12 protein-coding genes and 3 pseudogenes are annotated in these 16,015 nt (G+C 35.9%); 3 read left to right on the top strand and 12 right to left on the bottom strand.

Translation table 11 applies throughout. The features are described from left to right. Positions 1 to 13: 13 nt before the first annotated feature. Entirely contained in the window at positions 14 to 2,005 is a 1,992-nt protein-coding gene (uvrB, locus tag Q360_RS0119685; RefSeq protein ID WP_027078620.1) for an excinuclease ABC subunit UvrB, read from the top strand. Between the two features lie 633 nt (positions 2,006 to 2,638). On the opposite strand, the gene Q360_RS0119680 is transcribed toward uvrB, so the two are convergent. After that, positions 2,639 to 3,064 carry an Hsp20/alpha crystallin family protein gene (locus tag Q360_RS0119680; RefSeq protein WP_027078619.1) on the bottom strand — a complete coding sequence of 142 codons (426 nt, stop codon included), beginning with the start codon at positions 3,062 to 3,064 and terminating at the stop codon, positions 2,639 to 2,641. Positions 3,065 to 3,915: 851 nt separating this feature from the next. On the opposite strand from Q360_RS0119680, the gene Q360_RS0119675 reads away from it, so the two are divergent. Further along, the gene (locus tag Q360_RS0119675; RefSeq protein WP_027078618.1) at positions 3,916 to 4,281 is read left to right on the top strand and encodes a DUF1456 family protein; all 366 of its coding nucleotides are present in this window, start codon (positions 3,916 to 3,918) and stop codon (positions 4,279 to 4,281) included. A gap of 39 nt (positions 4,282 to 4,320) precedes the next feature. Here the strand turns inward: Q360_RS0119675 and Q360_RS0119670 are convergent, their stop codons facing one another. The 4 genes and pseudogenes from Q360_RS0119670 to Q360_RS27530 form a co-directional block, all read right to left on the bottom strand. Then, positions 4,321 to 4,656, bottom strand: coding sequence for a hypothetical protein (locus Q360_RS0119670; protein ID WP_027078617.1), 336 nt, complete (start codon positions 4,654 to 4,656; stop codon positions 4,321 to 4,323). A gap of 419 nt (positions 4,657 to 5,075) precedes the next feature. Next, positions 5,076 to 5,561: pseudogene (gene sucC, locus Q360_RS23970) on the bottom strand (succinate--CoA ligase subunit beta); the annotation flags it as partial. A 69-nt stretch (positions 5,562 to 5,630) separates the two neighbouring features. After that, positions 5,631 to 5,966, bottom strand: coding sequence for a hypothetical protein (locus Q360_RS0119655; protein WP_027078614.1), 336 nt, complete (start codon positions 5,964 to 5,966; stop codon positions 5,631 to 5,633). A 173-nt stretch (positions 5,967 to 6,139) separates the two neighbouring features. Then, positions 6,140 to 6,289: pseudogene (locus Q360_RS27530) on the bottom strand (transposase); the annotation flags it as partial. Between the two features lie 74 nt (positions 6,290 to 6,363). Between Q360_RS27530 and Q360_RS27525 the strand changes: the two are divergent. After that, positions 6,364 to 6,549 (top strand): IS3 family transposase, encoded by a 186-nt coding sequence (locus tag Q360_RS27525; protein ID WP_027078612.1) that lies wholly within the window; start codon positions 6,364 to 6,366, stop codon positions 6,547 to 6,549. 236 nt (positions 6,550 to 6,785) lie between these two features. On the opposite strand, the gene Q360_RS0119640 is transcribed toward Q360_RS27525, so the two are convergent. From Q360_RS0119640 to sucC (Q360_RS0119605), 7 genes and pseudogenes are all read right to left on the bottom strand, one after another. Then, positions 6,786 to 9,266 (bottom strand): TonB-dependent receptor domain-containing protein, encoded by a 2,481-nt coding sequence (locus Q360_RS0119640; protein ID WP_027078611.1) that lies wholly within the window; start codon positions 9,264 to 9,266, stop codon positions 6,786 to 6,788. After that, on the bottom strand, positions 9,256 to 10,617 hold the full coding sequence (locus tag Q360_RS0119635; protein ID WP_027078610.1) for an HTTM domain-containing protein: 1,362 nt from the start codon (positions 10,615 to 10,617) through the stop codon (positions 9,256 to 9,258). Before Q360_RS0119635 ends, Q360_RS0119640 begins: the two co-directional genes overlap by 11 nt. Before the next feature lie 3 nt (positions 10,618 to 10,620). Then, positions 10,621 to 11,748, bottom strand: coding sequence for an imelysin family protein (locus tag Q360_RS0119630; protein ID WP_027078609.1), 1,128 nt, complete (start codon positions 11,746 to 11,748; stop codon positions 10,621 to 10,623). 73 nt (positions 11,749 to 11,821) lie between these two features. Continuing rightward, complete coding sequence (locus Q360_RS0119625; protein ID WP_211251608.1) at positions 11,822 to 12,970, bottom strand: hypothetical protein; 1,149 nt, start codon at positions 12,968 to 12,970, stop codon at positions 11,822 to 11,824. Between the two features lie 139 nt (positions 12,971 to 13,109). Then, positions 13,110 to 13,776: pseudogene (locus Q360_RS26825) on the bottom strand (IS1595 family transposase); the annotation flags it as partial. A gap of 115 nt (positions 13,777 to 13,891) precedes the next feature. Continuing rightward, positions 13,892 to 14,341: a hypothetical protein gene (locus Q360_RS0119610; protein WP_027078607.1), complete on the bottom strand. Its 450-nt coding sequence runs from the start codon at positions 14,339 to 14,341 to the stop codon at positions 13,892 to 13,894. A gap of 467 nt (positions 14,342 to 14,808) precedes the next feature. Then, on the bottom strand, positions 14,809 to 16,002 hold the full coding sequence (gene sucC, locus Q360_RS0119605) for an ADP-forming succinate--CoA ligase subunit beta (protein ID WP_027078606.1): 1,194 nt from the start codon (positions 16,000 to 16,002) through the stop codon (positions 14,809 to 14,811). Between the last annotated feature and the right edge of the window lie 13 nt (positions 16,003 to 16,015).

Genomic DNA, 16,015 nt, shown 5'->3' with positions numbered 1-16,015 from the left:
GTATTTTTGCAAGATGAAGTTTAAGATTGTATCAGAATTCAAACCTACAGGTGACCAGCCTAATGCTATTAAAGAACTTACCAAAGGTCTGAACCAAGGAGAAAAATATCAAACGCTTCTTGGCGTAACGGGCTCAGGAAAGACATTTACCGTTGCCAACGTCATAGAAGAGGTACAAAAACCAACCTTATTACTTGCACATAATAAAACATTGGCAGCGCAGCTGTATTCTGAGTTTAAGCAGTTTTTTCCTGATAATGCTGTTGAGTATTTTGTTTCCTATTATGATTATTATCAGCCCGAGGCATTTATTCCTAGTAGTGGCGTATATATTGAAAAGGATTTATCTATAAATGAGGATATAGAAAAACTAAGACTTAGTACAACGTCCTCATTACTATCAGGAAGAAGAGATGTACTAGTAGTGGCCTCCGTATCCTGCCTTTATGGTATAGGAAATCCTGTAGAATTTCAAAAAAATGTAATTACCATAGAAAAAGACCAGGTAATTGCGAGGACTAAATTCTTACACCAACTTGTACAAAGTTTGTATTCTAGGACAACAGCAGACTTTAGAAATGGTAATTTTAGAGTAAAAGGTGACGTTGTAGATGTGTTCCCCAGTTATGCCGACCATGCCTTCCGCATACACTTTTTTGGAGACGAGGTAGAGGAAATAGAAGCCTTTGATCCTTTTAACAACACGGTAATCGAAGTGTATCAAACTTTGAACATTTATCCAGCTAACATGTTTGTTACCTCCCCAGACATCCTTCAAGGCGCCATACATAACATTCAAGACGACCTTGTAAAACAAATCGACTATTTTAAGGAAATAGGAAAACCCTTAGAGTCAAAGCGATTGGAGGAACGTACCAATTTTGATTTAGAAATGATACGCGAACTTGGGTATTGTTCGGGAATAGAAAACTATTCTAGGTATTTGGATGGCAGGGAACCGGGCACCAGACCTTTTTGCCTTTTAGATTATTTTCCAGATGATTACCTTATGGTCATCGATGAAAGTCATGTGACTCTTCCCCAAGTACACGCTATGTATGGGGGCGACCGATCGCGAAAGGTCAATTTAGTAGATTACGGATTTCGTCTGCCAGCTGCTATGGACAATAGACCGCTAAAATTTGAAGAGTTTGAAGCGCTTCAGAACCAAGTGCTGTACGTGAGTGCAACTCCTGCGGATTACGAACTACAACTGAGCCAAGGTGTATTTGTAGAGCAATTGATTAGACCAACCGGGCTTTTAGACCCTATTATAGAAGTAAGACCCAGCCTAAATCAAATAGACGATTTAGTGGAGGAAATACACCTACGTGTAGAAAAAGACGAACGGACGCTGGTCACCACCCTTACAAAACGTATGGCTGAAGAATTGGCAAAATACTTGGATAGAATTAGCGTACGCTGCAGATACATCCATAGCGATGTAGATACTTTGGAACGTGTAGAAATTATGCAGGATTTGAGAAAAGGTATTTTTGATGTGCTAATTGGCGTCAATCTTTTAAGGGAAGGATTGGATCTCCCAGAGGTATCTTTGGTCGCTATCTTAGATGCCGACAAAGAAGGTTTTTTACGTAGTAATAGATCACTCACACAGACGGTGGGTCGCGCTGCGAGAAACTTAAACGGAAGAGCTATTATGTACGCGGACAAGGTAACGGCAAGTATGCAAAAAACCATTGACCAAACAAATTACCGTAGAGAAAAACAGATTGCGTACAACGTTAAACACAATATTACACCTACGGCACTGAACAAAAATCTGGACAATGTTCTTAGTAAAAATTCAGTCTCTACGTACCACTTCAAAAAAGAAGAATTAAGAGCTGCGGAACCCGATTTAGAATACCTTACAAAAGAGCAAATTGAGAAGATAATTCGCGAGAAAAGAAAAGCCATGGAAAAAGCTGCTAAAGAACTCGATTTTATGCAAGCTGCAAAACTAAGGGATGAAATAAAAGCGCTACAAGAGCAAGAGGCCTAGTTTATTTGGAGGATAAGGGGAATAAATAGTCAGTTTCAACAATACCTAATCTTTTAATTAATATATATACTATTAACATATTCGTTTACAACGAACTAATATTATTTTTAGACAAGTCTAAAAATTTAATTCTAAGTGATTAACAAATAGAATATAGGGATTTTATACAAAGTGAACTGTCGTCAAAGGTGTAAAAAAAAGATTGTTATCCTCGTAAAAGAGAGTATCCTTTTAGGAAGCATTACACATCTGTTTAGATTAAATTTACGCTATTATTTTGACTTAAAAACAGGCTGCATATCACATTGAAAATACAACCAAAAATAAGGGCTACTTATCGCTATTTTGAACCGATTTTCGAATCAAACTAACCGATGAAATAACCCTTCCTCTCTCCCATTTTTATGTATGAAAAACTCTCAAAACTTCACTCAGATTTAATAGTTTAAAGTAAGAGTCAAATAAAAACGAAATGCGATTTATACCTTTTTTAAAATCTAAAAATCTAGTTTTATTTTTTAGATAAACATAAAAAAGTGTCTTGATTTCTCAAGACACTTTCATCAACTAACCAACCAAACTAAAATTTAAAAGTGCACGTTCTCCACTTGTTAAATTAATTTTATTTTACCTCTAACTCAATTCAATTCTTCTTTTCGGTTTTGGTAAAGCTTCCTCCTTTTTTGGTAACGTAAACTTTAAAATTCCGTTTACATAGTCAGCTTTAATTTCATTACCATTAATAGAATCCGCAAGGGTAAATGCTCTTTTAAAGGATTTGTAGGCAAACTCCCTACGGGTATAATGTATATTCTCAGTTTCCTTTTCAGTCCTTACCTCTGCCGAAACAGTAAGCACATTAGTATCGACATCAATATGGAAATCTTCTTTGGCCCTTCCGGGAACAGCGAGTTCTAATTCAAAACCTGTCTCGTTTTCGATGATATTCACTGCTGGAGTTGAAAACTTAGAATCATCCATTCCACCAAACCAATCGGGCTTAAAAATCTCGTTCATTAGTGAAGGGAATAACATATCATTTCTTTTAATTAAACTCATAATTATATTTTTTTAATACGGTTAAACATTTATTACACTCTCACCAAGTCAAATCCCATACCATCGCTGTAAATATGACTTTTTGTCATTTTAACATAACAAAAAACTGCCTTTTTGTCTTATTTTATAACATAAAAGATGGTAAACGCACAAATCGGAGATACTACTGACGAATAAACAACTCTGAAGTTTTAAGAACTGCAACAAGCAGTGATTGCAAAATGATTGGTTAGATGAACCGTATCTACGGTAATTTCACCCTAAGACAGAAAAGTCTTTACGAATACCAACAAAACGAAGGTAGAAAAGTTGAAGGTTTTAGTTGTAATGTGCCTTAAAATAGAAATAATAACTTCCGTCGTGACAACCCTATTTGGATACTAATGCATAATGGACAACACTTGCTGTATGGCAGATAGCAGAAAACCCATTGCAAGTCTAATATTATGCATACGCCGTATTTTATTAAGTTTTGGGTATCATCTACATACATAAGCAAAATAAGACGGCTAAACTGCACCAAACAGGCTGCTTGTGATTTAGTATCACATGTTCGGCTTCAGTTTTAAACAACTCATTGAACACGGTTTTACGCACCCCCTAGCTGCTGTGACACATTAAAAAAATAATCATACTCAGCTTGCTTGATAGTATGATCAACCTTGGCAAAAGAAATCATTTCTGAAAATATCCTTAATTTTTATTTTTGAGTGTTCATAATCCAGTAATAACTAGTTTACAGCTATTTAGATAACCTCTAAAAACTGTTAATCGAATACTGGACTAGCATTTATTTAACCGGTAGCGTACCTTTGTCCAAATTATAATATCTTGCGAAAAACTAGAAATCTATGACAAATAATGATGTTTTTAAAAAACTACGTGTCGCATTAAAATTTAGGGATGAGGATATCATAGACATTCTAGCCCTAGTTGATTTTAAAATATCTAAGAGCGAGTTAGGCGCATTCTTTAGAAAAGAGGACCACCCCAATTATATGGAATGTGGCGATCAGGTTTTACGCAATTTCCTAAATGGATTGGTGATACACTTAAGAGGCACTAAAGAAAATCCAAAAAACCCAGGAGATGTACTATTAGGACAGCAAAAATTAGAAAAAAAACCAGAACAAGATAAAAGCTTTAAAGCTAGGCAACTTAAAAAAGTAGATAGGGCCGTGCCGAATGTAAAATATAAGAACAAAAAAAAATCCTAAGACAAACATCTTAGGATTTTCCAGCTAATTCAAATATGTTTAAAAAGTAATTCTTACGGGAACCGTGTACAGTTTCCCCTCTTCCACATTAGAAATTTCAATTTTTTTATAGTTCAATCTAGATTTAACGAAACGTTCCAAATCCTGAGACTCGGTCTCTACTGAAAGTACTACGATTTGGGCCTCGCTATTTAGCGTAAACCGTACTTGAGCAGTCGAATTACATTCGCCTTCGGAAAAGGAATTATCGGATAACATTTCGTAAATCTGTGCGGAAATACTTGTGGTGGGTTCTCGCAGCTCTGTAGTTGTTGCTAAAATAGAACCAGTGGAAAATAGCATTGCAGCTACGATAACATAACTTAATTTTCTCATGACTTGTTTGTTTTTAATCCCGAAACGTTGATTGACGCTGTTTATCGAAATTTGATTATTAATTGATTTGATGATATATTACTTAAAAGACGTTAGAAAACCACTAGTGTTACAATAAAATTTGATTTTAACATTTTTTTAATAAATTTTATGAAATAGCAGCTTTCTTCTGCTTGCCGACAAACCACTATAGACATTATCAATTACAGGATGATTTTCAATTGCTACTTTATCCCTCTACTTAAATAAAAAAATAGTAACATCTTTTAACTACGAACCGAACTCGTTCAAAAATCATAAGTTTTCATGAAGATTGATCATCACAAACAAAGGTTCCTAAAAATCTATTCTTACAAAAATAAAAAAGGGATAGCGTTGTAAAACGCTATCCCTTTTCCTTGTACAATAAAGCTTTAATCTTAGACTAAAACTTCCTTAACCTTGACAGCAGCCTCTTGAAACTCTACGTCAGAATGTACCGCAAGTCCAGAATTATCTATAATCTCTTTTACAATAATTGCATTGGTGCCTTGTAAGAGAACGGTAATTGGAACATTCATTGCGTCTCCCATATATTTATAGGCTTCTACAATACCATTTACTACAAGGTCACCAAAAATATTAACTAAAACCGCTTTAACAGCTTTATCCGTCAAGAGGATACGAAAATCCTATTCAATCCTTTTAGCATCCGCAGTACCTTCAACGTCCAAGTAATTGGCAGGCTCTCCACCGGCTATCTTAATCAAATCCATTGTCGCCATTGCAAGACCAGCTCCATTTACCATACAACCATCGTTACCATCTACATCCACATGATTCAACCCTACGGCACTCGCTTCTAATTCGATAAGATCCTCCTCTCTAAGATTGCATATTTCTGCACATGGTTTTCTACGGTATAATCTAAAGTATAAGAACAAAAAAAATCCTAAGACAAACATCTTAGGATTTTCCAGCTAATTCAAATGTGTTTAGGAAGTAATTCTTACGGGAACCGTGTACAGTTTCCCCTCTTTCACATTAGAAATTTCAATTTTTTTATAGTTCAATCTAGATTTAACGAAACGTTCCAAATCCACAGACTCGGTCTCTACTGAAAGTACTACGATTTGGCCCTCGTCATTTAGCGTAAACCGTACTTGAGCAGTCGAATTACATTCGCCCTCGGCAAATGAATTATCGGATAACATTTCGTAAATCTGTGCGGAAATACTTGTGGTGGGTTCTCGCAGCTCTGTAGTTGTTGCTAAAATAGAACCTGTGGATAATAGCATTGCAGCTACGATAACATAACTTAATTTTCTCATGACTTGTTTGTTTTTAATCCCGAAACGTTGATTGACGCTGTTTATCGAAATTTGATTAATGATGAACTACTTAAAAGACGTTAGAAAACCAATAGTGTTACACTTTAATTTGATTTTAACATTTTTTTAAATAAATAATCTTCGGGGCAAGCCCACTGGGTATTAAAATAATTTCAACTGATGATTTCTTTTAACGTCTTGTAATGTTTTTCCATACCCTGTTCTTTGACATATTTGGCAATGAGGTCCCTGGTTCCATGCTGGCCGAGGGTGTTCACAAAGTAACCCTTACCCCAAAACTCTCCGCCCCAAAGCTGCTTTTTTACTTTGGGGCACCGTTAGAAAACCTCCTGGGCTATGATACTATGTACCATCGTGATCATCTTTGTTACACTGTATGAGGGAACACTTCTGTAAGTCCCTAAAAAATGAAAAGGTATATCAGAACCCTCCAAACGGAGACCCGGACCTATATCAAATGTTAAATAATTATATTGAATTATATAACACCAAAAGAGGAAATGCCGAAATAGGAGAAGTCCCGCCTCACCAAGTTTATACGACCAAGAAGATCGCTTCATAAGAAACTAAGTATTCCCTTTAAACTGCCTTAAAGACCGAGAGTATTGTAGTTGCAGAACATATTAAGAGAACTCTAAAATATGAATATGGCTTTAAAAATGATATTGAAAAAATACCATTACTAAAAAGATGACAAAGCAAGCTGTTATATTTATCCTAGTTTAAGAAAACCAGCAGAAATACATTTAAATCCGAATTAAAAATATACATCGTTTTGAAATAATAAAAGTTGATTCCTCAAAATTGAAACTGCACAGTTGCGAACCAACTACGAGGTGCGGCTGGAATTATTCCTGGTCCTGGGTAGCCTGTAGCTCTTTGCGTAAAGAACATTTCGTTAGTAAAATTATTTATACCTGTTTCTAAAGTATATTTTTTAAATTTATATCTTAAGGATAAATCAAAAACTCCATAAGCAGGAATAGCTCCTACAATACCACTTACATTATCATTTACATCTCGTGGTGCATTAGAGGCGTCTGTAAATTGATCGGACAAATAAGAATATTGAAGGCTTAACAGTAAGTTTTTATGACCCATATTCAATCCTGTTCTTAAATTAACATTTGGCGCAAAGGGTAGTTCTTTACCTTCAATACCAGCAATCTCAGATGACGTAAATACAGATTTTGTAAAAGCAAAATTAACATAATAATTGAGCTTAAATTCATTATAATCTGGAAAAATAGTTTCTCTAATGTTCCAATCTGATAAACTTTCAAAACCATAAATTAGGGCGTCACCAATATTTCCTCGAAACCTAATAATCCGACCATTTTCAACGGTTTCACCAAAGGCATTCAATCGTGTTGCTGTACGAATTACTTCATCAATTCTACCCTCATAAAATAAACCAAATACATTAGCATCATATGATAATATACGTTTGTAGCGTCCACGAATTCCCAAATCTGCGGTAAAGCCTTTTTCATCATCAATATTAGGATCGACCTGAAGTGAAGGATTTATAATTCTAATATCGCTAAAGGTTACTGATCGGTAATTTTGCGAAAAATTACCGTACGTTTCAAAGGCTTCATTAGGCTTAAAGCTGAGTCCTAAACCCATTAATAAAAAAGAACGATCACGTGTTCGATTGTCCTCAAAAGTCGTGTCAAGTAATGCATTACCAGCTAAATCTCTATTAACAAGACGAAATGTACCTTCACTTTCTGTTTTTATATGTTCAAAACGAATACCAGGTGTTATAGATAGCTGATCTGAAACATAAAAAATATTTTCAGCAAATAATGCCATATTCAGATTGGGAAAGTTAAAATCGGACTGTCTTAATTCTCTTGGAAGGTTTGCAATCGCAAAATCTTGAAAGTTAAAATTAGCATCATTTCCAGCTGTTCCTGGACCTTGACGTTCCTCATTAAAAGCCTGATAATACTTAGTTCCTACCAATATGGTTGATTTTTTACTACCTAAACTATAGTTTTTTAAATAACGTAACTCAGCTCCCCAATTTCGAAAATCCCCAACTTGTAAATCTCTTGGTTCTTCTAAATCATCAATCTGGGAAACACGATTAGTTCTAAAACCAATAGCACTACGCGATGAATTCATTCCCCATAAGATGGCATTAAACCGTTCATCTTCAGAAAAATTATGTGTTAATTTTGCCGTTAGTAAATTCCAGTTCACCGCGAACCAATTTCGAGTTCTATTGCTAAAAAAGGGATTTCTTTCAAACTGTGCATCTGTTAATCCACCTGCCTGTTGAGCGGTATAACTAAGATGCGTGTATTCAAGTCCAATAGCTGTTTTATCTGATAATTTATAATTAAGATTTGTAAAAGCGTTAACCGCTTCTAAGTTCATGTTTGCCCTTGGTGCCGCGTCTAAATTATTTTTATAGGACACAAATGTATAATGACTAAATTTACCATTAGTACCACTAAAACTATTAAATGTGGCATAACCACAATTGGTGTCATAACTTTGGCGCGTCACAATGTCTAAAGGCTTTGTTGATGGCGATTTAAGCTTAAAATTAATAAGACCACCAAACTGAGTGCCATATTGTAATGATGCTGCACCACGGATAATTTGAATTTCTTCCATAGCTTCGGCAGGTGGCGTATAGTAACTCTCTGGATAACCCAAGACGTCAGCACTAATATCATAAGAATTTTGACGCACATTAAAATTTGAAGTCCTATTAGGATCTAGACCTCGCCCGCCAATAGAAAGTTGTAAACCACAATTATTACTCTCAAAAATATTTAAACCCGCAACTTGAGCGTAAATCTGCCGTGCATTACTGTTAGATTTATTGCCTACTATTTGATCTACTACGACAAACTCGCTCTTCTTACCAGCATATATCGTCATACCTTCTACATCTTTTGCTCGTTTTAAATTAAAGACTTCTCTTCGTTTCGCTTGAATTATAACTTCGGATAGGCTAATCGTTCTATTTACAGCTACACTTACGTTTTTGTTATCAACTAAAACATATGTTTCTTCATGCCAGACAGCATTTTCATTATAGAAGATAATAGTATGCGCTCCAGACTGTAAATCCGTTAGCACAAAATCACCTTCGGCATCGCTAACAGTTTCTTTACCAGAGGTTGTATCATAAATTTTAATAAAGGGTATTGTTGTCTGAGTTTCTGAGTCTATAATATTCCCCGATAAGTTGTGCTGACCAAGCAATGTGCCACTAAATATGGATAATATAAAGAGTATAATTTTATTAAAAACCATATATGGTATCGTTAAAAGGTAGTAACCAGTCTTTATGACTAAAGGACTCATTAACTTTAGTTAAATCTACAGTAGGATTTACAAATTGCTGGCTTAGACGGCCGTTTAATGCAATGTAGCTCTCTACATAAACTTCCGGATTTATTATTCCTTTTTCTTTGTAATGTTTCTCTAAAAAATGAGCAAATTCTAGTATAAGATCTGCCTGCGTTCTTAATTGTTTTTGTTGATACTCCGTCAAAAATTTATTGTGATCTACATAAAACCAATTCCCTGTTTTAGGGTTTACAATTTTATATTGGACATAACCACCCTTTTCAATGAGCATAACACGCCAGGAGTAGCGATACCCTTCTTCTGTCCAAAATAATTCGTCGGGGTATACCATATACCGAAATGGAAGAACGAGTTGAAATGTAAAAAAAGTAATGAATAGTGTAGCTAAAAGCTTCTTTTTAACATTAGGAATCAAATATAAAGCTGTGTTATTTTCAACAAATTTAATTTTGAATAATCTTCTAAAAAAGCTAATAATTTTTTCATGAAATGAAGCATCAAAGAAAATAAGCGTTGCACAAATCATTACATACGGAAAAATACCTATCGGGAAAAGCACGCGTGTAAGCACGTGAAAAATAACCACCATAACAAAACCAAAGACCCGTGTTCTTTTAAACAAAAGAAGAAAAGGAATCGCTAAATCATATAACATTCCAAACCAACTCATGGCATAATGCATCCATTCTTTTTGAAAAAGGTCTCCAAGTACTGGCAAATAGTATCGCGATGGTAACCAAATTTGCAAGGGCATAGCTTTAAACAACCAATCGGTATTTATTTTAGCGAGACCAGCATAAAAATAGACGACACATAACATCAGTTGAATTACAAAAATATTATATCTCGGTATTTTACGAAACGCTATTTTAGAATTCCGGTAGGCATCAATTGAAAAATAGCAATTTGCTGGTAAAAAAATAAGTAAAAACCCAATGATACTTACAAAATAGTAGTGATTAAGATAATATGTTTTATCAATAAGTTCACAATACGTAAAACTTAGAAAAAATAAAATAGTAGCGGTTTTATACTTATAGCCTAGGGCGATTCCTATTGCAGATAAAAGTGTAATTGCATATAGTATATAGGTGTATTGACCAAATGCTGTAACAAATTCAAAACCGTAATACTTAAAGTGAAAACTGGGCTCTATATAATATTTGTTGACCCAACCTTGTGATACAAACCGTAAGGTTGAAAAAATCATAAGACCACCAAATAAAATCCGAAAGACCGCAAGTGGTGCGGCCTTTTCAGGATGTTGTAAATATGTAGTGTATTTTTCTAACATAATTTAATCACCATCACCGCTTTCAAATTCAACGGCCACGCTCAAGGCTGAAAACATATCTGATTTCAACAAAACAACACTTGCTTGTAATTCCTCGAAAGCAACTAGCATTACGTTATTATTTGTGTTTATTTGATTGAAAAAATTATCATCCAAATTTGACATCGCTGTTCTTGACAAATCAAACTGATTATTAATAATGCGTGATAAATCCTCACCATTTTTCATAGTATTCAAAAAATGCAAGTAACTTGCCAAACTTTCGCCTCTGGTTGTTCCTTCAAAGGCTTCTCCATTAAAAAAATCTTGAAAGGCGTTTAAAGCTTCTAGGCATAATGTCTTAGACAAATCCTTTTTATAAAATGCCTCTACGTTTTGTGGCAACGTTGAACCTTCAGAAAAAACACCTGCAGGAAATCCAATTTTTCCATTTCTAAAAACTACTTCATAATAAAACATCCAATCGTTTAGTAATTTATTAGTTGAACTGTTTGAAGCAGCACCGCTATTGTTTACAAACGTATCTCTATAATCACCTTCCCAAGATGCAACAACTTGATTTGCAATTACGTTTATGCGATTTACAAGCTCTGTAAGATAGGTTATATACTTACTCGAATTTACATTACTAGTGTAGAACTCAAGAATTTGGGCATCACTATCTGCTAAACCAAATAACAAATAATCTAAAGCAGGAAAACCCTGCTCGTCATTAGCATTAGCTGCTTGCAAAGCATAATCACCTGTACTTATATTTGTATTAATACTACTAACATTTGCAGGATAGGTATTTATGAAGCTTCTCATAAAGGTAGTTTCAGCTGGCCCGATGTTAAACATAGCTATATTCTGCCAAGCGATGTACGCCGCTTCCCATTCTTGGCGTACTGTATTTAAGTTGGCTTCGTTTGGCTGTGTCTCAAAAGCTTCTACTGCTGACTTTAAAGCATCAACCTCTGTACTAAAGGCTTGATAGGCCGGAATTATTATATTATCTGACCAATTAGCAAGCATTGCTTGTCTGTCAAAAATCTCAGTACTTTCAATAACAGAATCATCATCACTGCAACTCCAAACAATAGCGGACAAACACACTAGTATAAAAGGGAAAATCAATCTAAAATATTTCATAGCTCAATATTTTTTTATAAAATGGAAACTTACTAGGTAAGCAAGCTTCCATTTTTTGTATTAATGAATATATTTATGGATTATTGTTTACATAGAAACTTATAACCTCAGCATCAGTGAAATTATAAGTAGCTTTTAAATCGGCTATAACTTCATCAAGGTTGGCAAATAAGTCTGTTTCATTTAAAAACCTAAAACTTTCAGGGATTTGCCCTTCTAATGCTAAAAAGTTTGCTAAAATAGTATCGATTTCAGCATCGGTAATCATTTTTTCAGAAACGCCTTTAAACCCATGCGCAAATGCAACACCTTCTGCAAAAGCGTGAAGTGCATTACCTAAAGCCGCATCTTTATCTGGACCATCTTCTAAGGCAAATCCAGCAGTTAATTGAACTTTTGTCGCATGACAATAATAAATTACCGTAGCATAATTTGATAATTCCCAATTCATTAAAAAATCGTCAAGTTCTTGATCTCTTTCCGTAGTAAAATCGTCGCCAGCTTCCATAGCGGCTTTTGCTGTGATTAGATTCCGCTTAATATCAAAGAAAAAACCTGTTTCAGCGCTAAGATTAGAACGTCTTCTTGAATAGATTGCGGCAGCAGTCGTGTTTGATACATCAAAAGCCATATCTGCACCATGAATTTCTACCAATCTATCAATAGCTCCACTATCTTCAAAACCTTCACTACCGTTTTTGATACCGTTAACCACAGTAATGGCATGGTTATACAAAGCAGCACCAAAAGATCCTTTTTGTAACATTTGTTCTAGCTCTAAACCATTTTCGTCCAATAAGCGTGTTCCTAAAAGACCCCCTTCTTGTCCCATTTCAGGTGAACCGCCAAAACCAGGGTTTTGAAATGCGTCTGGAGAGTTTGAAGACGCTACTAACTCTACTAGCCAATCATTCATTAAAGCACGATAGCTTGGTAACGTTACTGCTGAAAGTGTTGCTGGGTACGAAATAGCCGCAACGGTTGCAGTTTGTGAATTAGCCTCGGCTGCATTAGCAGCAGAAGTAACTACAGATAATTCATCTATAACTGTATTTTCTGCTACAACGTTGGCATTAAAGTTAGTTGACAAATACTCCGTTGGTACTGTTAAGGTTGGTGTTACTATGACTTCATCGTCATCATCGGAACACGATGTAAATAAACCTACTACTACAAATAGGCTCAACGCAATTTTCTTACTGGTACAGATTGTCATTTTCATTTTTTTTTGATACATAATTATTATAATTTAAATGGTTTTACTATATTGTATAAAAATAATTTATGCAAAAATAATACTGAAAATTACATCTACAAAGCTTATTTAGATTAAATTAACATACTTTTATGTGTATATCCGTTTATTTTCTAACAGCAGTAATGCTGGCTATTATAAGCCTATCGAACAACTTTTCTCCAAAATATTTTCTATTGAGCTAGTAAATAAACTCGTAAAAGAAAAGCTGGTGATATTTTTTTTTGATTTTATGATAGGTTACAACGAAGTTCCTTTTGGGGTTGCTTACTGTAATATGCACCCATTTTAGTGTTTCCTTGATTGTTTTTTCGTCCGATTTTTCACTAATGTGCAGTTCTACGTAATCGAAAATATTAACATAAGAGGTGCTCTTGTCCGTGAAAACTATCGTGCTCTCCCCTATGGCGTTCTTAAAAGTATCGTCCATACGCTTAGTCTGATATTCCAAGAGCACCGTGGCATTGAAGTAGCAAATGTCTCTCTACCTTTCCAGTCTCCAAATCTTAGAGCATCGTACTTTCCGCCATTACCATTACATTCGACTTGGTCTTGCCGCCACGAATGACCTTCTGCGTCCTATGGTCCTTTTCACTCACCTCTATGGTGAAATAACCCTCGTCCTTCTCTATCATCCCCTCCAAAGTATACCACTCGTCCCGCTGCCCTATTGCATTGCGCAGTTTATGTGCCATCGCCCAAACAAGCTCGTATCTTTTCAAACAGAGCTGTCATTGTATCTCCTTACTGAAGAACCCTTTTTTCATGCTGTTCCTTGTTCTTTCCGGCGTGGGCCTTGCCCAAAGAACGGCAACCGTTGTTTAGCGCCCTTCTCCAATCCTTGGTCTTTCTCCAGCCAGCCCGGGTAGGATATTTCAGCTATCTTTTCTATGGTATCCAACGATTTGCGGGCGCAGTCCCAAAGGAGGTTTTAGCCGGTGGGGAAATAGACATTAGACTCCACGACGTAACTATCGCTTTTACGGATAATGCCTCCGCATCTTTTTTTTTACAGATATCTCTAGAGCCGAAATCGACGATCACCTCGTTGAGAAGCCCTAGGGTGCCATCGTCCAATAAACGTATGTTATCCACAATACGGCCGTACCCAAAATCAATGAACCTGTCGGAACCGAAATCGGTACAATTGTCTATACCCCATGGTTGGCGCAATCCACTATGATGGGAGCACATATCGTCCAAAGGGTCATAATCGATGCGCAAGGCCAGACGGGAACTGCGCCAGCACGAAAATTTGCAGTAAGGTAGGTCCTGAGCAACCCATTGCCTTCTTGCCCAATAAAATCTTTTCTTCCAGAACGGAAAAGACTCGCTCATTGTAGGAAGGTGACGTATAAATTATCAATAGGGCCTTTATCAGCGCAGTGATGTCCTCGCGACTTTTTTACCGTACAAGGGTTTCTTCGATCGGCTTTACCCCAGTTCCATTTGTTGTTCCAAACGTTTGCGCATCTGTCGATAAATTAATTTTTAGACAGGAATATAAGTGAATCTAACCCCGATAAATCTTGTAAAAACGTTCTAAAAATAAATGTAACACCTTTATATGCCAAAGATTCAAAACAATAAATCCTTCGAAGTTCAGCCATAGCGAACAATACCAAAAAATACCGCAGACACTAATTAACGAAAAAACTCAAAACGATTTAGCCCTAAGAAATTACAAAAAAATTCAAATTGATTGGGATAAAAAACGAGATTAAAAGTTCCTAAAACCAAAAAGGGCGCAGTTTTTACAAACAACGCTCTTTACGGAAAACTTTTAATTTTTACTGAAAAGCTATCTATCCTAAAACTGCTTTTACTTTATCCGCCGCTTCCTGAAACTGAACGGCAGAATGTACCGCAAGACCAGAATTATCTATAATCTCTTTTGCAATAATTGCATTGGTACCTTGTAAGCGAACAATAATTGGAACATTCATAGCGTCTCCCATATTCTTATAGGCTTCCACAATACCTTTTGCTACGCGGTCACAACGTACAATACCACCAAAAATATTAACTAAAATCGCTTTAACTCCTTTATCCTTCAAAATGATACGAAAAGCCTCTTCAACCCTTTTGGCATCCGCAGTACCACCCACATCTAAGAAATTAGCAGGCTCTCCACCGGCCATCTTAATCAAATCCATTGTTGCCATGGCAAGACCCGCTCCATTGACCATACAACCAACATTCCCGTCTAGATCAACATAATTCAATCCCAACGCACTGGCCTCTACTTCGATAGGGTTCTCCTCTCTAAGATCACGCATTTCAGCATATTGTTTTCTGCGGTACAAGGCATTATCGTCTATGGATACTTTAGCATCTACGGCCATAATCTTATCATCAGATGTTTTCAATACCGGATTGATTTCGAACATACTGGAATCACTTTCCACATACGCTTTATATAAAGAAGTAACAAATTTTGTCATTTCCTTAAAGGCCATTCCAGAAAGTCCGAGATTAAAAGCAATTTTACGTGCTTGAAATCCTAAAAGTCCAGTTGAAGGATCTATTTCTTCTGTAAATATTAAATGTGGTGTATTCTCAGCAACCTCTTCTATATCCATCCCACCTTCGGTAGAATACATAATCATATTTTTTCCTGTTCCTCTGTTCAAGAGTACGGACATGTAAAATTCACTTGTTTCACTATCTCCTGGATAATACACGTCCTCGCAAACTAATACTTGATGCACTTTCTTTCCTTCTGCAGACGTTTGGGGTGTAACCAAATTCATCCCAATAATATTTCCGGCTAGCGCTTCTACCTCCTTAAGATTTTTGGCAAGTTTTACACCACCACCTTTTCCACGTCCACCAGCATGAACCTGCGCTTTTATAACATGCCATCCGGTTCCGGTTTCGGCCGTTAATTCTTTTGCTGCGGCAACAGCTTCATTTGCATTGTGGGCTACGATACCTTTTTGTATGCGTACGCCAAAACTGGCCAATATCTCTTTTCCTTGATATTCGTGAAGGTTCATATGTTATTGTGAT

This window comes from Maribacter antarcticus DSM 21422 (assembly GCF_000621125.1).
Classification (GTDB): domain Bacteria; phylum Bacteroidota; class Bacteroidia; order Flavobacteriales; family Flavobacteriaceae; genus Maribacter; species Maribacter antarcticus.
The sequence above is the reverse complement of the archived record's forward strand: the minus strand, read 5'-3'. Positions and strand labels throughout refer to the sequence as shown.